The 24,972-nt window shown below is 62.4% G+C and carries 16 protein-coding genes, 1 tRNA gene and 1 pseudogene; 11 read left to right on the top strand and 7 right to left on the bottom strand.

Features of this window, described 5'->3' with window-relative positions:
* Positions 1 to 27: 27 nt before the first annotated feature.
* On the bottom strand, positions 28 to 1,464 hold the full coding sequence (locus tag FJ959_RS27300; RefSeq protein ID WP_181168616.1) for a glutamine synthetase family protein: 1,437 nt from the start codon (positions 1,462 to 1,464) through the stop codon (positions 28 to 30).
* Positions 1,465 to 1,604: 140 nt separating this feature from the next.
* On the opposite strand from FJ959_RS27300, the gene FJ959_RS27295 reads away from it, so the two are divergent.
* A complete protein-coding gene (locus FJ959_RS27295) occupies positions 1,605 to 2,315 on the top strand; it encodes an HAD family hydrolase (RefSeq protein WP_140498531.1) in 711 nt (236 codons plus the stop codon).
* Between the two features lie 15 nt (positions 2,316 to 2,330).
* Here the strand turns inward: FJ959_RS27295 and FJ959_RS27290 are convergent, their stop codons facing one another.
* The 3 genes from FJ959_RS27290 to aceA all read right to left on the bottom strand — a co-directional run bounded on the left by FJ959_RS27290 (position 2,331) and on the right by aceA (position 4,598).
* Positions 2,331 to 2,774: a response regulator gene (locus FJ959_RS27290; protein ID WP_140498530.1), complete on the bottom strand. Its 444-nt coding sequence runs from the start codon at positions 2,772 to 2,774 to the stop codon at positions 2,331 to 2,333.
* 239 nt (positions 2,775 to 3,013) lie between these two features.
* Positions 3,014 to 3,256 (bottom strand): hypothetical protein, encoded by a 243-nt coding sequence (locus FJ959_RS27285; protein WP_140498529.1) that lies wholly within the window; start codon positions 3,254 to 3,256, stop codon positions 3,014 to 3,016.
* A gap of 52 nt (positions 3,257 to 3,308) precedes the next feature.
* Positions 3,309 to 4,598 carry an isocitrate lyase gene (aceA, locus tag FJ959_RS27280; RefSeq protein WP_140633110.1) on the bottom strand — a complete coding sequence of 430 codons (1,290 nt, stop codon included), beginning with the start codon at positions 4,596 to 4,598 and terminating at the stop codon, positions 3,309 to 3,311.
* 235 nt (positions 4,599 to 4,833) lie between these two features.
* Between aceA and FJ959_RS27275 the strand changes: the two genes are divergently transcribed.
* The 6 genes from FJ959_RS27275 to FJ959_RS27250 all read left to right on the top strand — a co-directional run bounded on the left by FJ959_RS27275 (position 4,834) and on the right by FJ959_RS27250 (position 11,818).
* Positions 4,834 to 6,279 carry an XRE family transcriptional regulator gene (locus FJ959_RS27275; protein WP_140625418.1) on the top strand — a complete coding sequence of 482 codons (1,446 nt, stop codon included), beginning with the start codon at positions 4,834 to 4,836 and terminating at the stop codon, positions 6,277 to 6,279.
* 139 nt (positions 6,280 to 6,418) lie between these two features.
* Positions 6,419 to 7,372, top strand: coding sequence for a DMT family transporter (locus FJ959_RS27270; RefSeq protein ID WP_140525264.1), 954 nt, complete (start codon positions 6,419 to 6,421; stop codon positions 7,370 to 7,372).
* A 338-nt stretch (positions 7,373 to 7,710) separates the two neighbouring features.
* The gene (locus FJ959_RS27265) at positions 7,711 to 8,808 is read left to right on the top strand and encodes a polyamine ABC transporter substrate-binding protein (RefSeq protein ID WP_140633108.1); all 1,098 of its coding nucleotides are present in this window, start codon (positions 7,711 to 7,713) and stop codon (positions 8,806 to 8,808) included.
* Between the two features lie 77 nt (positions 8,809 to 8,885).
* Positions 8,886 to 10,028: an ABC transporter ATP-binding protein gene (locus tag FJ959_RS27260; RefSeq protein ID WP_140513400.1), complete on the top strand. Its 1,143-nt coding sequence runs from the start codon at positions 8,886 to 8,888 to the stop codon at positions 10,026 to 10,028.
* Positions 10,029 to 10,037: 9 nt separating this feature from the next.
* The gene (locus FJ959_RS27255; RefSeq protein ID WP_140498523.1) at positions 10,038 to 11,003 is read left to right on the top strand and encodes an ABC transporter permease subunit; all 966 of its coding nucleotides are present in this window, start codon (positions 10,038 to 10,040) and stop codon (positions 11,001 to 11,003) included.
* Positions 11,000 to 11,818 (top strand): ABC transporter permease subunit, encoded by an 819-nt coding sequence (locus tag FJ959_RS27250; protein ID WP_140513402.1) that lies wholly within the window; start codon positions 11,000 to 11,002, stop codon positions 11,816 to 11,818. Before FJ959_RS27255 ends, FJ959_RS27250 begins: the two co-directional genes overlap by 4 nt.
* 149 nt (positions 11,819 to 11,967) lie before the next feature.
* On the opposite strand, the gene FJ959_RS27245 is transcribed toward FJ959_RS27250, so the two are convergent.
* The gene (locus tag FJ959_RS27245) at positions 11,968 to 13,821 is read right to left on the bottom strand and encodes an AsmA family protein (protein WP_140498521.1); all 1,854 of its coding nucleotides are present in this window, start codon (positions 13,819 to 13,821) and stop codon (positions 11,968 to 11,970) included.
* Between the two features lie 239 nt (positions 13,822 to 14,060).
* On the opposite strand from FJ959_RS27245, the gene FJ959_RS27240 reads away from it, so the two are divergent.
* Complete coding sequence (locus FJ959_RS27240; protein ID WP_140581335.1) at positions 14,061 to 16,031, top strand: acetoacetate--CoA ligase; 1,971 nt, start codon at positions 14,061 to 14,063, stop codon at positions 16,029 to 16,031.
* Positions 16,032 to 16,303: 272 nt separating this feature from the next.
* On the opposite strand, the gene FJ959_RS27235 is transcribed toward FJ959_RS27240, so the two are convergent.
* Positions 16,304 to 20,092, bottom strand: coding sequence for a histidine kinase dimerization/phospho-acceptor domain-containing protein (locus FJ959_RS27235; protein ID WP_140633105.1), 3,789 nt, complete (start codon positions 20,090 to 20,092; stop codon positions 16,304 to 16,306).
* A 250-nt stretch (positions 20,093 to 20,342) separates the two neighbouring features.
* On the opposite strand from FJ959_RS27235, the gene FJ959_RS27230 reads away from it, so the two are divergent.
* On the top strand, positions 20,343 to 20,801 hold the full coding sequence (locus tag FJ959_RS27230; protein ID WP_140498518.1) for a phasin: 459 nt from the start codon (positions 20,343 to 20,345) through the stop codon (positions 20,799 to 20,801).
* 338 nt (positions 20,802 to 21,139) lie between these two features.
* Positions 21,140 to 21,216: transfer RNA gene (locus tag FJ959_RS27225), tRNA-His, on the top strand.
* A gap of 324 nt (positions 21,217 to 21,540) precedes the next feature.
* On the opposite strand, the gene FJ959_RS27220 is transcribed toward FJ959_RS27225, so the two are convergent.
* Positions 21,541 to 22,185: a redoxin domain-containing protein gene (locus FJ959_RS27220; RefSeq protein ID WP_140567197.1), complete on the bottom strand. Its 645-nt coding sequence runs from the start codon at positions 22,183 to 22,185 to the stop codon at positions 21,541 to 21,543.
* Between the two features lie 754 nt (positions 22,186 to 22,939).
* Here FJ959_RS27220 and FJ959_RS27210 point away from each other — a divergent pair.
* Positions 22,940 to 24,886, top strand: a pseudogene (locus FJ959_RS27210) (AI-2E family transporter); the annotation flags it as partial.
* Positions 24,887 to 24,972: the final 86 nt, after the last annotated feature.

The raw sequence follows: 24,972 nt of genomic DNA, 5'->3' as shown, positions 1-24,972 counted from the left end.
CCCCTACTCCCCTACTCCCCTACTCCCCTATACATTCAGCAACAAATACTCCCTCTCCCAAGGACTGATCACTTCCATGAACGTCTCGAATTCCGCCCGCTTGATCGCCGCATAGGTCGCGGCGAAGGACTTGCCCAAAAGCGCGCAGAGTTCCTCGTCGCCCTCGAACAGGTCGACGGCTTCGAGCAGGCTGCGCGGCAGGTCGATCTCGTCGGCATTGGCGGTGGTCAGCACCGGAGGTTCGGCCTTGATCTTGTTGGTGATGCCGATCAGCCCGCAGGCGAGCGAAGCGGCCATTGCCAGATAGGGATTGGCGTCGGAGGAGGGGATGCGGTTTTCGACGCGGCGCGCCGCCGGATCCGAGCGCGGCACGCGGAATGCCGTTGTGCGATTATCGTAGCCCCATTTGTTGTTGACCGGAGCCGAGGCGGACTGCGTCAGCCGGCGGTAGGAATTGACGTAGGGCGCAAACATGACCAGCGCGTTCGGCACATGCTTCTGCATGCCCCCGATGAAATGGAAGAAGTCCTCGGTTTCCGAGCCGTCCTCGGCCGAGAAGATGTTCTTGCCCGTCTTCTTGTCGATGATCGACTGATGGATGTGCATGGCGGAGCCCGGCTGACCCTGGATCGGCTTGGCCATGAAGGTGGCGTAGATTTCGTGTTTCAGCGCCGCCTCGCGAATAGTGCGCTTGAACATGAACACCTGGTCGGCGAGTTCGACGGGATCGCCGTGGCGCAAATTGATCTCGAGCTGGCCGGCGCCCTCTTCATGGATGAGCGTGTCGATCTCCAGGCCCTGGCTTTCGGAAAAATGATAGATGTCGTCGATCAGCTCGTCGAACTCGTTGACGCCGGCGATCGAATAACCGGCGCCGCCGCCGATCGCCCGCCCCGAACGGCCGACGGGCGGCGTCAGCGGGTAATCCGGATCCGGGTTTTTGCGCACCAGATAGAATTCGATCTCGGGCGCCACCACCGGTTTCAGCCCGCGCCTGTCATAGGCGGCCAGAACACGCTTCAACACGTTGCGCGGCGTGAATTCCACCGAACGGCCGTCCTGGTGGACGAGGTCGCAGATGACGGCCGCCGTCGGGTCTTCCTCCCAAGGCACCACCGTCAGCGTCGACAGGTCCGGCATGAGCTTGAGGTCGCCGTCGTCCTCCGGATAATGGAAGCCGTTGCCGTCTTCGGGATAGCCGCCTGAGATGGTGGTCATGAATACGGCTGAAGGCAGCGCCAGCGAGGTGTTGGAGGTGAATTTCTTCGACGGCATCATCTTGCCGCGGGCAACGCCGGCCTGGTCAGGCGTAATGCATTCGATGTCTTCGATGCCGCGCCATTGCAGCCATTCGCTGACTTCCTTCCAGTTCTTCACACCACGCAGGTTTTTCACGAAGGCAGGCGTGCGGGCGCGCCCTCCGCGGCTCGACGGACGGACTTCCTTTTTTGCAGGCGGCATCATTCACCAGATTGGGTTGCGGATTTAGGAGTATAGCTGTGCCCGGCGACCGAAGGGAAGGGGAGCAGCCGGCATTGGCCGTTGCGGTTGAAAATCGCGGCTGCGAGACTAGGTTCAGCCTCGTTCACATATGAGATGCGTCCATGCAGAAGACCGGCGAACTGACCACCATAGGCTTCGATGCCGACGATACGCTGTGGCAGAACGAACAGTTCTTCCGCATGACCGAGAAGCGCTTTGCCGCCATGCTTGCCGATCACGGCGAAGAGGAACATATCTCGGCACGGCTGCTGGAGGCGGAGAGACGCAATCTTGCCGTCTACGGTTTCGGCATCAAGGGCTTCACGCTGTCGATGATCGAGACGGCGATCGAGGTCACGCAAGCCCGCGTCCCGGCTTCGGTCATATCGGAGATCCTCGGCGCCGGCCGCGAGATGCTGAGCCACCCGATCGAGGTCTTGCCGCATGCGCGCGAGACGGTGGAACGGCTCGCCGGCGCCTATCGCCTCGTGCTGATCACCAAGGGTGATTTGTTCGACCAGGAACGCAAGCTGGCCGGGTCCGGCCTCGGCGATCTGTTCGACGCGATCGAGATCGTCAGCGACAAGAACGCGGCTACTTATGCGCGCGTTTTCAGTCGCCATGGCGACGGCCCGGCCAGGAGCATGATGGTCGGCAATTCGCTGAAGTCCGATGTGGTGCCGGCCATCGAGGCCGGCGGCTGGGGCGTTCATGTGCCGCATGAATTGACCTGGGTGCTTGAACATGTCGAAGCGCCCATTGCCGAACCGCGCTTCCGGCAGATCTCCGATCTCGGACAACTGCCCGAACTGATCGAAAGCCTCGCCGGATAGGCTTGCTTGCCGCCTTCAGCGGTTGACCAGCCGATCAATCACCGGCTGCAAGCGCTCGGGCGTAATCGGTTTGGCCACCACCGCGTCGACGACGTTTGAAAGGCCAAGGCTCTCCGGCGTGCCGTTCTTGGTTGAAAGCAGTACCACGGGCGGGAGCGATTTACCCGAAGCCCGCCGCAACATCTCGATGCCGGGCATCAGAGTGTCGCAGTCCCTGTTATCGGCGCCGCCGTCCAGGACAATCACGGCCAGGACCAGCAAGCGCAAGGTCTTCGCCGCCATGTCGGGTGATTCCGAGATCGGCTTGAGCCCGGACCGCTCGACGATCTTGGAAATCACCACCCGATTGATCGGCGACTTGCCGACAACGAGCACCTGCGAGGTCTGACGGATCGTCTCCGTGGCTGAATCCCGGCTCACCAGATTCGGATGTCTCGCGCTTTCGTCGTCACGCTTCACTGGGCACCCAAGTCAGCCAAGAAACTCGTCCCATTTCAATGCAGAGTTGAAATCAGGCGACAATTGGCGTGAGATCGCGGTCCCTGTCAAGCCGAAATAAAAAGCTGGGGAAAGCATTCCCGCAGCAGTCAATTCAAGCAACAGTACTGTACTGCTCTGTCCATTCCTTGGTTGCATGAAAATAAAATTCACCTGCGCATACACTGCGCAGGTGAGAGGCGGGCCTGCGCGATCTTCGATCAGCCATGGCTTTGCTGCGTGACGATGACCGGGATCAACAGGTCCCCCCAATTGCCGTCGCCGCCATGGTGTCGTGCCGAGCGCACCAGCTCGACCGAGACGCCGGCTTCCACCGCCTTCATCACCGACTGGTTGAGCCGGTGCAGATCGTTGGCCAGCATGCGGATCGTCGCTTGCTGGTCGATGCTCATCGTGGTCGACTGCTCTTCGGCCCGTTCCTTGACGCGGCTTATCGATGCCATTGGTCTTCTCCTTGCTGTATGCCCTTGGGCGTTTGCCGAGATCCCTGGTTTGCTATTCCGCAGCCGGTTTGAACTGGGCGTGCTCGGTCGATTCATGCATGGCCGTGGTCGATGACCGTCCGCCGGTGATCGCCATCGACACGGCATCGAAATAGCCGGTGCCGACCTCGCGTTGGTGCTTGGTCGCGGTGTAGCCGTTGGCCTCCGCCGCGAACTCGGCTTCCTGCAACTCCGAATAGGCTGCCATCTGCCGCTCCTTGTAGCCGCGGGCGAGTTCGAACATGCCGTAATTGAGCTGGTGGAAACCGGCCAGCGTGATGAACTGGAACTTGTAGCCCATGGCGCCGAGCTCTTTCTGGAACCTGGCGATCGTGGCGTCGTCGAGGTTCTTCTTCCAGTTGAACGAAGGCGAGCAATTATAGGCCAGCAGCTTGCCGGGGTAATGCCTGTGCACCCCCTCGGCAAATCTCCTCGCCTGCGCCAGGTCGGGCTTCGAGGTTTCGCACCAGATCAGGTCGGCGTGGGGAGCGTAGGCGACGGCGCGCGCGATGCAGGGCTCGATACCGTTCCTCACCTGGTAGAAGCCTTCCACCGTGCGGCCGGCGTCGTAGTCGACGAAGGGCTGGTCGCGCTCGTCGATGTCGGAGGTGAGCAGCTTCGCCGCTTCCGCGTCCGTGCGCGCCACGACCAGGGTGGGCGTGCCCATCACGTCGGCTGCCAGGCGTGCGGCATTGAGGTTGCGGATGTGGGCCGCGGTAGGGATCAGGACCTTGCCGCCGAGATGGCCGCACTTCTTTTCCGACGCCAATTGATCCTCGTAATGGACGCCGGCGGCACCTGCCTCGATGAACGCCTTCATGATCTCGAAAGCGTTGAGCGGCCCACCGAAGCCGGCTTCGGCATCGGCGACAACAGGTGCGAACCAGGTATCGACCGAAAGCCCCTTGCCTTCGGAGGTCTCGATCTGGTCGGCGCGCTGCAAGGTGCGGTTGATGCGCTTGACGAGTTCGGGGGCAGCGTTGGCCGGGTAGAGCGACTGGTCCGGATACATGGCCGAGGCGGTGTTGGCGTCGGCGGCGACCTGCCAGCCAGACAGGTAGATCGCCTTCAGCCCGGCGCGCACCTGCTGCATGGCCTGGTTGCCGGACATGGCGCCGAGCGCGTTGACGAAGTCCTCCTCGTGGATGAGCTTCCACAGCCGGTTGGCGCCCATTTCCGCCAGGCTCTGGCGGATCTGCACCGAGCCGCGCAGTCGCGTCACATCCTCCGGCGAATAGGGACGTTCGATGCCATCGAAGCGGCCCTCGGGGGCCGAGGGGACGAGGTTGTAAAAATCAGTCATGCTCTACTCCGGAGGATTGTTTCTTTGCGGCTCGGCGGCATTCCTCGCCGCGTTTGGATGTGACGGAATTTACAGTGCGAGGCGAAAAGAGCCATGCAAATCGAAGAATCAGGCCTTGAATAAGGGAAAATCTGTATTGTGTTTGACAGACGGGCGAGGTAAATTTGTGATTATTGTAAAAAGTCGCATGGAAGCGTAGCAGCGACTGCAATGTAAATTCCTGTCAAGGAGCCGTATGGCCGACCAGAAGATATTTGCCGGGCCGCGTATCCGCCGCATCCGTAACGCCAAGGGCCTGACCCAGACGGCAATGGCCGGAGGCCTGGGCATCTCGCCATCCTATCTCAACCTGATCGAGCGCAACCAGCGGCCGCTGACGGTGCAGTTGATCCTGAAGCTGGCGTCCGTCTACAAGGTCGATCCGCATGAGCTGCAGGGCGAAGCGGGCGGCTCTGTCGCGGCCTTGAGGGAAGTGTTTGCCGATCCGCTGCTGGCTGGCGAATTGCCGGGAGACCAGGAACTGATCGAGCTTGCCGAAGCCGCGCCCAATGCCTCCGCGGCCGTGATAAAACTGTTCCGTGCCTATCGCGAACAGGCCGAGCGCCTGTCCGATCTCAACGAGCTTCTTGCGCGCGAGGGGCGGGTGACGGCGCTTTCCAGCGCCCGCCTGCCGATCGACGAGGTGCATGAGATTTTCGAGCGTCGGCCGAACCATTTTGCGCATATCGAGGAAGAGGCGGAAGCATTCACTTCGGTGCTCGATCCCGGCGATGATTTGTCTGCTGCGCTGAAGGGCTGGCTGAAGCGCGAATACGGCATCGTCGTCAAGGTGCTGCCGGTCGCCACCATGCCGAACTGGCGCCGCCGCTACGATCGCCATTCGCAGCGCCTGTTCCTGTCCGAGCGCCTGTCGCCGTTCGACCAGTTACGCGAAATGGCGATGGAGGCATGCCTGATCCGCATGACCGTCGCGATAGCCGGCGAGATCCAGGCGTTGAAACTGTCCACAGATGAGGCCCGCCGCCTCGCCCGGTTCGAACTCGGGCGCTACGCGGCGCATGCGCTGATGATGCCTTACCAGGCTTTCCACGCGGCGGCCGTTCGTGCCCGCTACGATATCGACGTGCTGCGCTCGCGCTTCGGCGTTTCCTTCGAGCAGGCGGCCAACCGGCTGACCACGCTGCAGCGGCAAGGCGCCTCGGCCGTGCCGTTCTTCATGCTGGAGATCGACAATGCCGGCAATCGCTTCCGCAAAGCCGGCAGCCTGGGCTTTCCGCAAAGCCGCTTCGGTGGCGCTTGTCCCAAGCTTCCCGTGCACGTCGCCTTCAGCCAGCCCGGCCAGATTTTCGTGGAAGCGGTGGAAATGCCCGACGGCGCCGAGTTCCTCTGCATCGCCCGCACGCTGGAAGGGCCGCAAGGCGCGTTCTCCGAGCGGCCGCGCCGTACTGCGCTGCTGCTGGGGTGCGACATCGGCTTTCGCGACGACATCGTCTACGGTGCGGCACTTCCCGGCCCGACGGCCGGAAAAGGCGGAGCTGGCGCGGTAGCGGCGACGCCGGTCGGGCCCGCCTGCCGGCTTTGCGAGCGCGTCGGCTGCCTGACGCGCGCCGAGCCGCCGGTGACGCGCCCGCTTGGCCTCGACGAGATGGTGACAGGCCTGAGCGCCTTCGATTTCCAGTGACGCTTCGCAAGGCGGACTTGCCACAATCGCCGGCGGTCTCTGGATCACGCCGGGCCCGCGCCTTTGCGTTACGCGAATGAGGTACGTTTTTGTCGTCCCTTGCGCATTGTGCCGTTCTCAAACATCGACAGTCGTACCCATGACCGACACAGCATCATCGCCGATCGCTCGTTCATCGACCGTCCCGCAGCGGGAGGAGCGCATCGGCTTCCTGCTCGTGTTCCTGTCGGCATTGATGTGGAGTTTCGGCGGCACGATCGCCCGCTTCATCACCGCCGGCGACAGCTGGACGGTGGTGTTCTGGCGTTCCGTGTGGGCGGCCGCCTTCCTGCTCTGCTTCATGGTCTGGCGTGACGGCTGGCGCGGCATGCTGAGGTCGTTTCGCGGCATGGGCCTGCCCGGCCTTGCCGTGGGCTTCTGCTTCGCCACCGCGTCGACCTCTTTTGTCGTGGCGCTTGCCTACACCACCGTCGCCAACATCCTATTGATGCAGGCCGGCGTGCCGCTGCTTGCGGCGCTGTTTGCCTGGGCGCTCTTTCGCGAAAGAGTGGCGGTCGCGACCTGGCTGGCGATTGCCGCCGTCATCGCCGGTGTCGCCATCATGGTGTCGGAATCGCTGGATGGCGCCGTTTCGCCCATGGGCGACGGGCTGGCGCTGCTGATCGCCGTCATGTTCTCGATCGCCACGGTCATCACCCGGCGCTTTTCCAGCGTGCGCATGACGCCGGCGACCTGCCTCGGCACGATCCTGGCGGCGGGTTTTGCCGCCTCGCAGGCTTCGACCTTCGCCGTATCGGGCATCGACATGGGTTTTCTCTTCGTGTTCGGGGTGGTCAATCTGGGTCTTGGCCTCGCCTTCTTCGCCACCGGCGCGCGGCTGATCCCGGCCGCCGTTGCCGCGCTGCTAGGCACCTTTGAGCCGATCCTCGGGCCGATATGGGTGTGGCTGATCCACTCCGAGGTCCCGTCGGGCCGCACCATCGTCGGCGGCGCGGTGGTGGTCACGGCGCTGCTCGTCCATATCGGACTGGAGTTCAAGCGACAGACGCGGCCAGTCAGGGCAGGGGTCACCGGCGTGCCGTCGCCGAATTGATGCGGCGCCCTAGCTTTGCCATTGACAAGTTCGCTGCCGCGCGGGCAGGCTGGGACCACGGCAACAACAAGACAGGCTTATCTTGCCAAGTCTCCCCGGCGACCCGATCGAGACCGGATCATATTCCAGTATTTCTGCCTGCGCGGCGGCGAAAGCTTCTGACGATGCGGCGACTCCTTCCAGCCCAGGACAGTGGCGCGCGAGCATCGCTTGCGACAGCCGGCGGCGCGGCAATTGGCGCTTGTCGCCTCCTGGAAAGCTCAATAGTCTGAAGCAAATGCCCGGCCGCGCGGATACCGCGACGCGCCGGCGATGGAACACTCACAAAGGAGAATAACATGATCCGCAAAGCGCTCTGGCTTTCGGCGACTTCGGCATTTCTGGCGCTCTTTACGCTCGGCGGCCACGCCGAGGACCGCGTCGTCAATGTCTTCAACTGGTCGGACTATATCGACCCCTCGGTCATCGACAATTTCACCAAGCAGACCGGCATCAAGGTGGTCTACGACACGTTCGATTCCAATGAGATCCTGGAAACCAAATTGCTTGCCGGCGGCAGCGGCTATGACGTCGTCGTCCCGAGCGGCAATTTCCTTGCCCGCCAGATCCAGGCCGGCGTGTTCCAGAAGCTCGACAAGTCGAAACTGCCGAACCTCTCCAACATGTGGGACACGGTTTCGGAACGGACCGCCAAATACGATCCGGGCAATGAATATTCGATCAATTACATGTGGGGCACGGTCGGCCTCGGCTACAACATCAAGAAAGTGCAGGCAGCGCTCGGCACCGACAAGATCGACAGCTGGGACGTGTTCTTCAATCCGGAAAAGCTGGCCAAGCTGAAGGATTGCGGCGTCTATGTCCTGGATTCGCCGACCGACATCTTCCCGACCGCCTTCAAATATCTCGGCATCAATCCTGAGACCACGTCGCCGGACGATTTTGCCAAGGCCGAGGAATTGATGATGAAGATCAGGCCCTACATCAGGAAGTTCCATTCCTCCGAATACATCAACGCTCTGGCCAATGGCGATATCTGTCTGGCGGTTGGCTGGTCGGGCGACGTGTTCCAGGCGCGCAACCGCGCCGAGGAGGCCAAGCAGGGCGTCGAGATCGGCTACGCCGTGCCGAAGGAAGGCGCCGAAATGTGGTTCGACCAGATGGCAATCCCTGCCGATGCGCCGCATGTCGCCGAGGCGCATGAGTTCCTGAACTATATGATGAAGCCGGAGGTGATCGCCAAATCGTCGAACGCCGTGCTCTATGCCAACGGCAACAAGGCTTCCCAGCAATTCGTCGACAAGGCGCTTCTGGAGGATCCCGCTGTCTACCCGGACGCCGCGACCTTGCAGAAGCTCTTTACGATCTCGCCCTACGATCCCAAGACCCAGCGCGTCATCACGCGCACCTGGACCAAAATCGTCACCGGTCAGTAGTCAGTCCGAGGAGGCCCGGCAGTCACCCTGCCGGGTCTCCTTCTTTTCGATGGGGCAAAACAGCAGCGGAGTGGCACATGAAATCGCTTGGCAGCATCCGCAGGGATTTCGCGCCTTGGAACGATCCGAACGCCAAGCCATACATTCAGTTCGACAATGTCTCCAAGAAGTTCGGCGACTTCACCGCCGTGAACAATCTCTCGCTGACCATATTCGAGCGCGAGTTCTTCGCCCTGCTCGGCGCCTCCGGTTGCGGAAAATCGACGCTGCTCAGGATGCTCGCCGGCTTCGAGGAGCCGACGGCCGGCCGCATCCTGCTCGACGGCCAGGATCTGCGCGGCATCCCGCCTTATCGCCGGCCGGTCAACATGATGTTCCAGTCCTATGCCCTGTTTCCGCATATGACTGTGGAGAACAACATCGCCTTCGGCCTCAAGCAGGAAGGGATGGCCAAGCCAGACGTCGAAAAGCGCGTCGCCGAGATGCTCAAGCTGGTCAAGCTCGAGCAGTTCGCCAAGCGCAAGCCGCACCAGCTCTCCGGCGGCCAGCGCCAACGTGTCGCGCTCGCCCGTTCGGTCGCCAAGCGGCCGAAGGTGCTGCTGCTCGACGAGCCGCTCGGCGCGCTCGACAAGAAGCTGCGCGAGGAGACGCAGTTCGAACTGATGGACCTTCAGCAGGAACTCGGCCTCACCTTCGTCGTTGTCACCCACGACCAGGAAGAGGCCATGACCATGGCCGACCGTATCGCCATCATGGACAAGGGCGAGGTCATGCAGGTCGCGACGCCGGCGGAAGTCTACGAGGCCCCGGCGTCGCGCTTCGTCGCGCATTTCGTCGGCAACGTGAACATGTTCGAGGGCAAGGTTGCCGAACGGACGGACAAGACGGCGCGCATCACCGGAGCGACCGGCGCCCAGATCCTCGTCGAGAATGCCGGCAATGCCGCCGCCGCGGGCGCCGATATCGTCTTCGCGATTAGGCCGGAGAAGATCAAGGTGTCGTCCAAGAAGCCGGCCGATGGCGTCAATGCGCTGGAGGGCGAGGTTTACGACATCGCCTATCTCGGCGACATGACCGTCTATCACGTCCGGCTGGACGACGGGCAACTCGTGCGGGCAAGCGCCTTGAACGCGGCGCGCATCACCGAGGACCCGCTGACCTGGAACGACCGCGCCTGGGTCTCTTTTCGGCCGGATGCCGGCGTCGTACTGACGCGGTAGGGGGCTGACATGTCCGACATCGCCGCCACCGACGCCGCCCTACCGGCCGCGGCAAAACCGTTGCTGGCGCGGCTGGGCGCCGGCTTCGTCAACCGTCTCGTCATCTTCATTCCCTATCTCTGGCTGCTGTTCTTCTTCCTCGTCCCCTTCATCATCGTCTTCAAGATCTCGTTGTCGCAGACGGCGATCGCCATGCCGCCCTATACGCCGGTGCTTGATTTCAGCGATGGCGTCTCCGGCTTCTTCGCGGGCTTTCGCGATCTCAACTTCGACAACTATGCCTGGCTGACGCAGGACGCGCTCTACTTCAACGCCTATGTCACCAGCTTGATCATCGCGGCGATCTCGACCGTGCTGACGCTGATCGTCGGCTATCCCATAGCCTACGGCATGGCCCGCGCGCCGGCGACGATCCGCCCGACCTTGCTGATGCTGGTCATCCTGCCGTTCTGGACCTCGTTCCTGATCCGGGTCTATGCCTGGATCGGCATCCTGAAGCCCGAGGGGCTGCTCAATCAGTTGCTTCTGTCGCTGCATCTGATCAACCAGCCGCTGGTCATCCTCAACACCTATACGGCGATTTTCATCGGCATCGTCTACTCCTACCTGCCGTTCATGGTGCTGCCGCTCTATTCGTCGCTGGAAAAAATGGATTATTCGCTGATCGAGGCGGCCAAGGACCTTGGTTGTCCGCCGACCAGTGCATTCTGGAAGATCACGTTCCCGCTGTCATTGCCCGGCGTCATCGCCGGCTGCCTGCTGGTGTTCATTCCGGCGGTCGGCGAATTCGTTATTCCCGATCTGCTTGGCGGTTCGCAGACGCTGATGATCGGCAAGACGTTGTGGAACGAGTTCTTCGCCAATCGCGACTGGCCGGTCTCTTCAGCCGTTGCGGTCATCCTGCTGCTGTTGCTGACGGTCCCGATCATGATCTTCCAGCAGGCCCAGGCGAAGGCGCAGGAGCAGGACAAATGAACAGCAGCTGGAGCCGCTTCAACATCACCTCGATCGTGCTCGGTTTCGCCTTCCTCTATCTGCCGATCGTGCTGCTCATCGTGTTCTCCTTCAACGAATCCAAGCTGGTCACCGTCTGGGGCGGCTTTTCGACCAAATGGTACGTGTCGCTGTTCCACAATCAGGGCCTCATGGACGCCACCTGGGTGACGGCGCGCGTCGGCGTCATTTCGGCCACGGCGGCGACCGTGCTCGGCACGTTGGCGGCGCTGACGCTGACACGCTACACGCGTTTCCGGGGCAGGGTACTGTTCTCCGGCATGGTGTTCGCGCCTTTGGTCATGCCCGAAGTCATCACCGGCCTGTCGCTGTTGCTGCTCTTCGTCGCTGTCGGCCTCGACCGGGGCTTCCTCACCGTCACACTCGCACACACCACCTTGACGATGTGCTTCGTCGCCGTCGTCGTGCAGTCGCGCCTCGTATCTTTCGACCGCTCGCTCGAGGAGGCGGCGATGGATCTCGGCGCGCCGCCGGTCAAGACATTCTTCCAGATCACGCTGCCCGTCATCCTGCCCGCGATCGTGTCGGGGTGGATGCTTGCCTTCACGCTCTCGCTCGACGACCTGGTCATCGCCAGCTTCACCTCGGGGCCGGGTGCGACCACGCTGCCGATGAAGATCTACAGCCAGGTTCGTCTCGGCGTGACGCCGGAGATCAACGCCGCCTGCACCATTCTGATCGCGGTCGTCGCGGTCGGCGTCATCGTCGCTTCGCTTGCCAATAAGCGTCGCGAGGTCCAGCGCCAGCGCGACGAGCAGGCCGCCCAACGCGGCTGAGCATGATCCCGAAAAGTGGGCACCGGTTTTCGGGCGAGATCATGCCCGAATAGGCTGAGCATGATCCCGAAAAGTGGGAACCGGTTTTCGCGGACAAACGGTTCCGTTTGTCCAGAGATCATGCTTGAACAACGAGGCCGAAAGGCTGCTTATTCGCCCGACACGCCGCGGTTGATCGGCGAAATGAACGGCGTGCTCCATGTCCCCCCAACGAAGAAGGACGATTGCTTGGGGCCTTGTTGGCCGTTTGCCTGCGTGGCGACCTGGTCCGGCTGGATGACACCGCCGGACAGCGCCAGCCCGCGTCCGGCATAGGAGGCGATGCCGGAAAGCCAGATCTTGTATTTCGCCGAATTGGCCTCGGCCTTGTCCAGCCTCGCCACGCCTTTCGAGATGGTGGCCTTCAGTTCGGCGCCATCGATCGGCAGTGTCCCGTCCGAGACGTCGTCAAGTGCGAAGAAGCCGCCCTGTTCGGTATGCTTGAGAAAGGCCGGCAGGTTGAACTTGCTGAGCGCGCCTGGCCCGAAGGTCGCCGAAACCGAGCCGTCGGCGGTTTCGAAGATCGAGTCCCAGGTCCTGCCGGGCCCTTTGAGGATGACGGACACGGTCCCGGTGCCGACCGGCACCAACCGCGTCATCCCGGCCGCCGTGCCGAAAGCGCCGCCATCGATATCGGAAGCCAGCAGCCGGATCTCGACCTGGCTGCCCTCGGGCTTGCGGTCGAAGCGAAGGCTGCTCTGGATGTTGCCGCCAAAGGCCGAGGCATCGGAAATGTCGAAAACGGACAGGCCATCCTTGACCTGCGCCGTGGCGGCGACGTCGGCAAGCTGGATGGAGCCGGCCGTGGCGTGCGCCGCCGACAGCCTGAGGTCGAGATTGACCCGGTCGGCGAAATTCGTGTCGACTTCGCTCGGACCTGCCCCGCTTGCCGGCCCGAGCGGCGTGAAGGCGGACAGGAACGACCTCAGATCGAGCGTGTCGAAGGCGAGCGTGCCGGAGATCACCGGCTGTGCGTCGCCAAGCGACAGGTCCAGCGCACCCATGCCTGGGTTATTGTCGAGGGAGAGTGCGGTGTTCTCGAATTTGACGCGCCCCGCCGTCGCGGTCACCTTGCTCGAGATGCTGACGGAGCCGATCGCGGCGCCCGGCGCGATATCGGCCTGCGACCATTCGAGCACACGCCGCAACGAGGGCGCTGAAAACTTGGCCTGGCCGTCGAAATAGGCGTTTTCGGACATGCTGGCCGTGCCGTCGAAGGAGAAGGTGGCGGGCGCCGCCTTGAACGACAGGGTGAGCGGCGCCATGCCGCCGGCAAATAACACCAGCGGCTTCGGCGATGCGGCATCCACGGCGACGCTTTCGCCGCGCCAGATGCCGGTCGCCGAGAGCGTCGCATTGCTGTTCATCGCCGCCCATGTCGCCTGGCCGCTCAGGCTACTCAGCACCTCTTCGTCCTTGCCGTTGACGGACGCCACCATGCGGCCGTCCCTGAACTCCACCGTGCCGAAAGTGTCGGCCGGTAGCTTGTCAAGATCGGGTTTGGCGGGGTCCGCACCGACCACGCCGCGCGCCACGTCGATGGCGCGTGCGATGCGGCCGCCGGTCGGAGCGGTGGGCAGGAACAGGCCGCTCGCCGTGCGCTGGACCCTGATCGTCGGCCGCACCAGCCGCGCCGTGGAAAACACCACGTCGCCGCGCAGCGCCGCCATGGCCGAGAGGTCGACCTCGACCCGTTCGGCCTCGACGACCGGCGGTGCGTCGACGTCGGTCCACTTCGAAAGCGTCACATCCGTCAGGATCGCCCGGAAGTTCGGCCAGACCTCGATGCGCGGCGAGCCTTCGATGGCAACCCGGAAACCGCTCCAGGCACTCAATTCCCAGGCGATACGATCGCGCACGATACGCGTCGAAGCGATCAGCGGCAGGGCGGCGACCACCAGCGCGATGACGATCACGGCAGCGCCGATCGCCCATGTTCCGCGTCGGATCAAAGATGATGGCATATCGCCCCGTATGCTTTCGTTCCGACAAAAATCGTCCGGCGGGTGTAAACCCGGTCGTCACCACGACTTCCAGTCGTCACTACGACTTCTAGTCGTCACTACGACTTAGGGTCGAGGCATTTCAAGTCTTTATGGCCCGGCGATGGCATTTGCGCACATCTGGACGCCTCGGCCGAACAAAATCTTGCTCTGCTGCGGCGCAATATGCATAAGCGGTGGCGATCCTGGGAGGACCCATCATGGCTGCCGAAGTACCACTCTGGACCCCGACGCAGGACCAGATTGACGCTGCGCCGCTGACCGCCTTCATGAAGGCCGCCGCTGCAAAAAGCGGCATGCCTCTGAGCTCCTATGCCGACCTTCACCGTTGGTCGGTGGCGGACCGCGAAGCGTTCTGGAGCCTGGTCTGGGATTTTTGCGGCATCGTCGGCGACAAGGCCAGCGCCGGAAGCGAGCGTGTGCTCGTCGATGGCGAGAAGATGCCGGGAGCGGCCTTCTTTCCCGACGCGATGGTGAATTTCGCCGAGAACCTCCTGAAGAAGACCGGAGCAGGAGAGGCGATCGTGTTTCGCGGCGAGGACAAGGTCGAGCGCCGGCTGTCCTGGAACGAATTGCATGCGCTCACCTCGTGCTTCCAGCAGCTCTTCCTGTCGCTCAAGGTCAAGAAGGGCGATCGTATCGCTGCGATGATGCCCAACATGCCGGAAACGGTCGCCGCCATGCTCGCGACCGCCTCTATCGGCGCGGTGTGGTCGTCCTGCTCACCGGATTTCGGCGAGCAGGGCGTTCTCGACCGGTTCGGGCAGATCGAACCCGTCGTCTTCATCGTCCCCGATGGTTACTGGTACAACGGCAAGGCGATCGAGGTCGCCGACAAGATCGCCGCGGTGGCCGCAAAGCTGGGCACTGTCCGCAAGGTGGTGGTCGTTGACTATCTCGGCACCTCGGCCGATGTCGCTGATACGATCGAAAAGGCCGTGGCGATGGAAGAGGCGCTGTCGCCCTTCGCGGTCAGGCAGGTCACCTTCGAGCGGCTGCCGTTCGCGCATCCGCTCTACATCCTGTTCTCGTCCGGAACGACCGGTATTCCCAAATGCATCGTCCATTCGGCCGGCGGAACGCTGATCCAGCACCTCAAGGAACATCGCCTGCACGCAGGCCTGCTCGACGGCGACCGCTTCTTCTACTTCACCACCTGCGGCTGGATGATGTGGAACTGGCTGGTGTCGGGCCTCGCTTCGGGCGCGACGCTGCTGCTCTATGACGGCTCGCCTTTCTACCCCAATGGCAATGCGCTGTTCGACTTCGCCGACGCCGAGAAGATGACCTTCTTCGGCACCTCGGCGAAATTCATCGATTCGGTACGCAAGGCCGGCCTCAAGCCGATCCAAAGCCATGATCTGTCGACCGTGCGCGCCATCTCCTCGACGGGCTCGCCGCTGTCGCCCGAGGATTTCCGCTTCGTCTACGACGGGATCAAGAAGAACGTGCATCTGGCATCGGTCTCCGGCGGTACCGACATCGTTTCCTGCTTCGTCCTCGGCGTCCCGACTGAACCGGTATGGACCGGCGAGATCCAGGGACCAGGCCTCGGCCTTGCTGTCGACGTCTGGGACGACGACGGCAAGCCGGTCAGGCAGGAGAAAGGCGAACTGGTCTGCACCAAGGCGTTCCCGGCAATGCCGATCGGCTTCTGGAACGACCCCGAGGGCAAGAAATACCGGGCTGCCTATTTCGAGCGCTTCGACAATGTCTGGTGCCATGGCGACTTCGCCGAGTGGACCGCTCATGGCGGCATGATCATCCATGGCCGCTCCGACGCGACGCTCAATCCGGGTGGTGTGCGCATCGGCACGGCGGAGATCTACAATCAGGTCGAGCAGATGCCGGAAATCCTGGAGGCGCTCTGTATCGGTCAGGATTTCGACAATGACGTGCGCGTGGTGCTGTTCGTGCGGCTGGCCGCCGGCGTTCAGCTCGACGAGGATCTGGAGAAGCGCATCCGGGCGAAAATCCGCGCCGGCGCCAGCCCGCGCCACGTGCCGGCCAGGATCATCGCCGTGTCAGACATTCCTCGCACCAAATCGGGCAAGATCACCGAGCTTGCGGTGCGCGACGTCGTGCATGGCCGCGCCATCAAGAACAAGGAGGCGCTCGCCAATCCCGAGGCGCTCGAGCTGTTCAGAAACCTGCCGCAATTGGCCGAGTGACCGCCCCGCCCGGCATGGTTAATCAAATCTGCCGCGCGAATTTACCTAGATTTCACGAGTGGTACACATTCGTAAATTTTTTCGGGACCTGGTAAGGACTTGTTAAGGCCCGGCGTCGATAGTCGCACGTAACTTGAGGGAGAAATCCCGTTCCTCAGCCCCCGGAGGATCTGAATTCGCTCAAGCCCCCGTTGTGACAGCAAATCCCATCTTTCAAGGCGTCCTGTTGGGCGCCTTTTCTTTTTCAGGCGGTTGGATGGACGGGAGCTTGCCTATTCCGCAAGCACGCGCGTCGACGGGAACGCGATCTCGACCAGGGTTCCTTCGGCGGGCGTCGAGGTGATGATAAAACGGGCGCGGTTCGCTTCAACCATCGCCTTGGTCAACGGCAGGCCGAGACCGGTGCCGTCGCCGCGCCCCCGTTTCAATGCATTGATCTGTTTGAACGGCTTCAACGCCTGCTCGATCTCGGCTTGGCTCATACCGATGCCGGTGTCGCGCACGCGCATGACGACATCGCCTGATGTCTCATAGGCGGTCGAGACGATCACCTGGCCGCCGGCCTGGGTATAACGGATGGCGTTCGACAGGATGTTGAGGGCAATCTGGCGCACGCTGCGCAGGTCCGCCACCACTTCCGGCAGTCGCGACGCGAAGCTGGAGCGAATGATGACGCGCTCGCGGTTGGCCTGCGGCTGCATCATCGCCACCGTCTCGGCCAGTGTGTCGTTGAGCGACACCGCTTCATAGGCCATTTCCTGCTGGCCGGCCTCGATCTTGGAGATATCGAGAAGGTCGTTGACGAGATCGAGCACATGATTGCCCGATCGGTTGATATCGCGCAGGTAATCGCGGTAGCGGTCATTGGCCACCGGCCCGAATTTCTCGTCCACCATCAGTTCGGAAAAGCCGATGATGGCATTGAGCGGCGTACGGATCTCGTGGCTGATGCGGGCGAGGAAATCCGTCTTCTGCGAGGAGGCGCGCTCGGCCACCGCACGCGCCTGGGTCAGGTCCTCCTCGGCCCTCTTCCACTGCGTGATGTCGCGCACCACCGCGCAAAACCCGCTGTCGTTGGGCAGCCGGCCGATGGTCATGAACAGCGGAATGAAGCGGCCCTGCGCCTCGCGGCCGATGACTTCGCGGCCGTCGTTCAGGACGCTCGCCACGCCGGGCTCGGACAGGCCGTCGAGATAATCGCGCGCCGCGCGCTGGCTTTCGATGGCGAACAGCGAGGCGAACGGCTTGCCGGTCACGTCGTCGCTGTCGAAGCCGAACAGCGCCTCGGCTGGACGGCTTATGGAACGAATCGCGCCGTCACGGCCGATCAGCACGACGCCGTCGGTGGCGGTATCGATGATGGTGCGCATCTCGGCGATGCGCGCCTTGAGCTCGGAAATATCGGGCTGCGTCTGCTCGTCGCCGGCCGCATGCAGTGCCGCCGGTGCCTCATCCTCGCCCGAACGGCGCACCACCAGCATCAGCGCCTTGCCGTCGCGCCACGGAACCGAACGCAGGATAGCCTCGATTGGAAATTCCTGCCCGCCATGCGTCTTCAGCCGCAACGCCCGGTCCGCGCCCTCGGCGGCGCCATCATGGCCATAGGGATCGGCAAACAGCGCGCCCAGCCCGCCGGCGTCCGCCAGTTCATCGAGCGTCTCATAGCCTGTCAGGACGAGAAACTCCTCGTTGGCGTAATGAAGTTCATCCCCGGAATGGATGAGCAGCGGCACGGGCAGCTTGCTCAGGAGCGAGGTGTCGGGAGCCTTGCTCTCGTCTCCGACCGCAAAGGCCGACGGCACGAACCCTTCGAGCTTGAGCGGAGGCACTTTGAGGCGTGGCCGCTCGACCGGAGCCTCCACCGCGTCGCTTGTGCCGGCGGCCCCCTCGGCGGTCGCGGCCTGCTCATCGGACGCGGACGCTTCCTCGTCCTCGACCCAGTCCTCACTGTCCTCGGCATCGCGAAAATCGGCTGATGTCATGCTCTCGTCGTGGGCAATGTCATCGTTGGTGCCGGCGACGGCCGGTTCGCCTGCCGCCGCGACGGGCTCTTCGCTCTCCCGTTCCGTCCGCGCCGCCGCCGGTTCGGAAGCCGGGGTCTCGTCATTGTTGTCGGCGATCGGCGCTGGTTCCTCGCTCCGCTCGGCATAGTCGAGCAGCGAACCCGTCACTCCGGCCACCGTGTCGGCGGGCTCCTCATCAGCCGTTTTGTCCGGCCGTTCGCCATCAAGCCGGGCGAGATCCTCTGCATCCTCGGCATCGACATCGGTTTCGGACGGCTCAGCCGGTGCGGCTTCGCCCTTTGGCGCAAGGTTTTTGCGGGCGTCCGCTGGTTTCTCGGACGGCCCCGCCGGCGTTGCCGCCTCCGGTTGCCCGGCATCGTCCGGACCCGGTCTTTCAGCCTCCGGCTCGTCCGGGCTGCTTTCCTTCTTCAGCCGCTCGCCGATTTCGCGGAAGGCGCTGCGTTCCAGGGTCGACAGACCCTTGTCGTTAGCCGGCTGGCGATGTTCGGCCAGACGGATCACCTTGTCGGCAAAGCGGCGTTCAGGTTTCGGCACGATGGTCAGCGCCGGCACCTCGCCCCGGAACGGGTCCGATGGCTTCAACTCCTCGGCCTTCGGCTCCTCGGGTGCGGGTTCGACCGGTTCCGGCGCCTGGGGGGCCTCGCTGTTGGGCACCAGCGCCATGCCGATCGCTTCCGGATCGATGACGGCGTCGCCGGCGCGGGCGACGCCGAAACCGCGGAAGCCCTCGAAGGCACGGCTGCGGCCATAGACCGGCAGGGCCGCCAGGTCGACCGGGATCTTCAGGTCCGTGCCGACGACCGGCCACAGCACGGAACGGCCGGACCAGGTGTCGCGCCGCTCCAGGAGACCGGCGATCTCGCCGGACGCATCCAGCCCGAAGGCCGCCGCGACGTCCCTGAAGCGCCGGCCGATGACATCCGCTGCCGGCTTGCCGACGACGTCGGCGAATTCCGGCGACAGCGCGCTGAACCTGCCCTCGGCGTCGGTTCGCCAGACGAAACGCAGCGGCGCCGCCGTGCGGTCCACGGTCCTGGCGGCCGGGGCTGCCGGAACAACTGGAGCCTGGGCATCGTGCTTCGCGTCCTCGGCTGGACCTTCGGCGGCAGCCGGCGAAAGTGCAGCTTCGGCGTCCGGCGCGGCTGGGCCGCGCGCATGCCTCCCGTCCTCGCCGGCATTGAAATACCAATGGTCGTGCTGTGCCGGCGTGCCGCTTGTCGCCGGTTGTCCGGGTTCTGCCGCCTCCGCCTCCTGCACGGCCGCTTCGGCAGCGATTCGCGCTGCCGGTTCCGAAATATCCTTGGCGATGGCCTGTGAGCGGTCACGTTCTTCGGAACGCTCGGCCGCTGGAGTTCCCTGCCCAGGCGCACCGTCGTCCAGCCTGTTCTCGTCGATCACCACCAGCAAATGCCGCTCAGGCGTCAGCCGGGCGAGGCCCGCCGGATAGGATGTGCCGCCGCCCGGAACCAGCCGCTTGACGATGCGGTCGCCCTCATTCGCGACGTCGGCCACCAGCGCGGCCAGCGTCGCGGGCTCGATGCCGAGCTGCGAAAAGCTCTCCGATGCCGCTTCGACATTGCCGCTGGCGTCGATGAAGGCGATGAAATGGCCATCTTCCGTGAAGCCGCTGATGGCCCTGCCGGCGATTTCGGCTGCACTGCGCGAGCCGGTCTGGGCCGCCGGCACCGCCAGCATGATGGCGTTCTCGCCGTCGGGCAGCGCCACAGCGCTTGCAAGGAAGCCGATGGCGCGGCTGGACATGCCGGTCGCCAGCCTGACCGTGATGGTGCGGTCGCTGCCGATGTCGGGAAATCCACTGGTTGCCATGATCTGGCGGCGGGCGATCAGCGGCAGCCGTGCCTCGGCGCCGATGATGCTTTCGATGTCGGGATAGCCGAACACCGCGGCACCCGGTCCATTGGCCCAGATCACCTGCTCCAGATTCGCCGACAGGATCGCGATCGCGTCGCCGGCGGCGAAGCGCTGGCGGACCGCGTCGAGCACGGCGACGTCAAGAAAGGAATATTCGGACGGCATGCGCTGGCGAAATCCTCATGCAGCGGGCATTTTTGCAGTTAACGCTTTGTTAATAAAAGCCGGCGGCGCGAAGGTCCACAAGCCAGAACGTGCATAGGCCTGAATTTCGGCTCTTGGTTAACGGCCGAAACGGAATCTATGGTGCAGTGCAACAAAGATATTGCAATGCACAAAAATTGCCTTTATATTGCCATCATACATGAACGAGACGGCTTTCCGTCAAAGCCGCTACCGCTGAAAAGGATGGAAAATGTCCAGGACCAAGACTGCCGAGACCATCGAAAACGTTGAATTCCCGAGCTTTGACGCTTCCAAGGCCACCGACCAGATCCGCGCTTTCGCCGAGAAGGGCGTCGAGCAGTCGAAGGAGGCTTACGCCAAGCTCAAGACTGGCGCCGAGGAGACCCAGAAGGCCCTGGAATCCACATACGAGTCCGCCAAGACCGTTTCCAGCGACCTGTCGCTCAAGACCGTTGCCGCACTGCGCGCCAATGCCGAAGCGGGCTTTTCGCATCTCGAGGCGCTGATCGGCGCCAAATCGCTGTCGGAAGTCGTGGAGCTGCAGACCGCGTTCCTGCGCAAGCGCGTCGAAATGACCGTCGAGCAAGCCAAGGAGTTCCAGACCGTCGCCTCCAAGGCGGCCGAGGATGTCTCCAAGCCGATCAAGACCGTTTTCGAGAAGGCGATGAAGGACATCAAGGCCGCCTAATATTTGCGCATGATCAGAAGATGTAACAAAAGGTCGCATTTTCTTCGAAATGATCGTGTGTATGATGGCAGCCATCAACGAATACCCGGTCGGCGGAACCTCCTCCCTCCGCCTCCGGGGTGACCAGCCAGCACCTCCTCCCGCTGGCTCGTAACAGGAAAAGGCCGGCACCTCCTCCCGCCGGCCTTTTTCTTGTCCGCAGATCCGCTTCCATGTGGGCAAGTGACCTTTGCTTTGCAAAAGCCTTGAATTAAAATCCATAAGCCCGTAAGGACGCATCGCCGAACGACAGAGCGCTCGAGGGGACTATGTTCCGCCGATCCCGCTCAGGCAGACGTGCCGTTGTAGCTCAGCTGGTTAGAGCGCCGGATTGTGGATCCGGAGGTCGCTGGTTCGATCCCAGCCAACGGTACCATCGGCTTTCCTCTAAACAAGTGATGTTGCTCAATAAAATTTTGACCGTGGACTTCCGGGCTTGCGCTGTAAAGCGACAGCCTGCGCAGGCGGTCGAAACCGCTGAAGTGATCCATATGCATGTGCGTCACGAAGACGTGCGAATCCGCAGGAATTCGCGCAGCGAAAGCGTCGAAAGCTCTCCGAGATAGAAAAGGATGGCCCTGTTGCGGAAGCGGAAATCCAGTAGCAGGCCCGGATCGGAAAAAGGTTCGTTTACCAAGCGCGGCTGGACAAAAAGCGTGACTGGGAGAAGACCGCCGCGAGCGATGCTGGCTTCCTCCGTTCAGCTTCTCTTTGCCCGACCGGCATATTGGTCGACCGCGCCGGCCATCTGGAGCATGAGTGTGTCCATGGAGATGGAATTCCCGCCATAGGGGTAGAAGTCGGATTTATCGCCTTTCTTCCATTTCTCCCGCAGCTCGGGTTCGGTGATGTCCCAGTCGCGATAGGTCCTTCGCGCCAGTTCGCGCAGTTCTGCGTGCAATTCGGCGGTGGAGGGGCGGCCCCAGTAATAGTAACCGTTGTAGACCTTGAAGACTTCGAGGTCCCGCCCGAGCACGATCGTGTGCGGGATCATCACGTCGTGCGTGGTGTCGGTGTATTCCTTGATGTCCAGGTCCTTCTGCACGAGCCGTTCCTCGTCATAAAGAAAGGGCCAGGGCGCGGAGGTCTGCTGGCGGTAGTTGTTGGTCGTATGCCAATCATCCGTGGTGATCGTGACGAGCTGTGTGTAGCCGACGACCAATTGCGAGTGAAACCGCACCAGTTCGAGCATTTGCTGCCGGTCTTTCGGACAGAAGAACCCACGCGTCAGCATCACGATCATCAGCTGGTCGCCCTGCAGGTCCGACAGCCGCCGTGGTGTCTTGGTGTGGTCGGGAAGAACGTAGTCGGGGAAGTTCGCGCCAGCCACAATGTCTTGTCTCATTTTCAGTCGCTCCCATCGATCCGGTTCTGTAACTCCCGAACAAAAGACTCCCCCCCCATGTTCCTTGATTCCAGGCAAGCCGATATGACGGCCGTCTGCCGTCGAACCGGCGACCCCATCGAGAGCGCATCCAAGTCGAGTTCGCCATCGACGATCGGCTTGCCGCCCTTTTCCAAACTCGAGCTTCGACCGGTTTTCGGTGCCTGCTTTTGAGTTCGTCAATCACTCCCTTGATCATCGCTAAACGGATTTCCGCGTAACCGCCGTGTAGCGCGTGATGGCACCCTCGTCGGGATCCTCTCGCTGAAAATGCACGGTAGCGTCGGCTGCGGCCGACAATCCGCCGCTTTCAAAGTGTCGGCTCGGGAGAACGTGTTGTAACCCGGCAAAACCGCAGCGCTGATCCGTTCAGCGAATTCCGCTGGCCAGTCACCAGGCCGAAATACGGACGCGCCGGTCACGCCATGCGTGATGACCTTGGTCATTGCCAGCCGGGTAGGAAGCACGCCGCCAAAGAAATCTTTTGGGCCTGCGAGGGACGCCGCGGATGTTCCGATGATCCACACCTTTGGGCTACATGCCCTGCAAAAGTTCGAGATCATCACACATGCGGTGTAACGAACCAGGTCATTGGCCAGAAGCTGAGGAGGTGCCAGTATATGGACCAGCGCACGCTTTGCGCGGTTAGGCCATGGCCGTCCTCTAAATCGCGAGATTGCAGATAGGTCCCATCATGCCCCCTGCTTTTATGACATCGAAGTTGGCAACCGTCGTGGCGATGATTGCTACCGTCGCCATTCTTTACGTCGCCAAGGAGGTCCTGCTGCCATTGGCAATAGCGGTCCTTCTCACATTTGCGTTGGCGCCGATTGTTTCTTTGCTCCGAAAGTTGAAGCTGCCGCGAATGATCGCTGTGCTTGGCGCGGTTGCATCGGCCTTCGTCCTCGTGTCGCTGTTCAGCCTGATCGTTGCCACGCAGGTGAGCCAGGTCGCGCAGGACATTCCGACATACCAATCCAACATCCTCGAGAAGATTCGGACTTTGAAAGAAACAGGATCCGAAGACGGCCTTATCAGCCGGCTCGGCAAGGTGTTCGAGCGCGTCAACACTGAGATAAACAAATCCCAATCCAGCGGGCAGGCAGATGTGGAGCAAACCACGAAGCAGCAGGATCCGCTTCTGGTTCAGATATTCTCGCCCCAGCGTCCGATAGAGACGCTGAGGAACATTATCGAGCCGCTGATCGGACCACTCGCCACGACCGGCCTTGTCATCATCGTGGTGATTTTCATGCTGCTCGAGCGTGAAGAATTGCGGGATCGATTCATCCGCCTTGTGGGCTACAGCGATCTCCATCGCACGACCCAGGCATTGCAGGATGCAGGCAGTCGCGTCGGACAATATCTGCTCATGCAATTGGTCGTGAACATCGTTTACGGCGTGCCCCTTGCGATAGGTCTTTGGTTTCTTGGCATTCCCAATGCCCTGCTATGGGGCATGTTGGCCGTTGTCTTGCGTTTCGTACCCTTTATCGGTCCGGTTATCGCGGCGGTGATACCTTTGTTTCTTGCCTTCGCAGTGGCTCCCGGCTGGAGCTTACTGGTATGGACTGGCGCTCTCTTCATCTTGGCAGAGCTCGTAATCAGCAACATCGTCGAGCCCTGGCTTTACGGCTCGCACACGGGCCTCTCGCCGCTGGCGATCATCGTAGCCGCCGTTTTCTGGGCTTGGCTATGGGGCCCGGTCGGCTTGGTGCTGTCGACGCCGTTGACCGTCTGCCTTGTCGTGCTTGGACGGCACGTGCCCCAGTTCGAATTCCTGCAGATCCTGTTTGGCGATGAGCCGGTGCTTGACCCGAAGGAGCGTCTGTACCAGCGGCTTCTTGCCGACGATATCGACGAAGCCACCGACAACGCGGAAGAAATGCTCGAGGAGAAATACCTGATCGAGTTCCACAGCACGGTTGCGATTCCGGCGTTGCTGCTTGGTGAACAGGACCGGGCTCGGGGCGCACTGACGGCAAGTCAGTTGGCGAACCTTGCCGAAAACGCCCGCACCCTGGTGGCCAACCTCAACGAGATCGCCGCGGAGGAAGAAGAAGAGGAAGAAGACGAGCACGCGGAAAAAGAAGGCGCGAGCGCGGATCCGGGCGAAGAGGATGAGGATCAAGCCGAGTTTGCGCCTGATCTCCCGGATGGTGCTGGGAAGTCAGTGCTGTGTATCGGCGGGCGCGGAGACCTCGACGATGTGGCCGCTGCGATGCTCGCGCAGGTCATTTCGATCGAGGGTGCGGATTGCGTGGCCGCGAGCCACCGTGACCTCCTCCCCGCGCGGATCCGGAAACTTCCGCTTGAAGCTCGCGACGCAGTCGTCGTGGGCTTCCTCAACCGCGATTCGTTCAAACACGCGGTGTTCGTCGTGAGGCGCTTGAGGCGACTCGCACCGTGTGCACGCATCGGAATCGCGCTCTGGCACGACACCCATGACAAGCCCAGGGAGGATACGGCGGGCCTCGCCGAGCAATTGGAAGCGGACTTTGTTGCGTTCAACGTGGTCGACTGCGTGACGGGTGCGCTTTCAAACGAAGAACCGCGTCAAGTGAAAAAGAGAAAGCAAAGAAATCTAAGGCGGCCTCGCGCTCGTCAGGGCGTGGCGGCGACGGTGCAATTGGACGATTCGTTGGCTCAGCCGGTGCGGTGATCGTCAACGGCACGGCCCCTTTTGGACCAACTTCGGCTACCTGATAATGATCATGTGAGCGGTACCTCTGGCACCGGCAGGTAGTT

The organism is Mesorhizobium sp. B2-2-4 (assembly GCF_006442375.1).
Lineage (GTDB): Bacteria > Pseudomonadota > Alphaproteobacteria > Rhizobiales > Rhizobiaceae > Mesorhizobium.
Note: the sequence above shows the minus strand (reverse complement) of the source record. Positions and strands in the feature narration are given on the sequence as shown.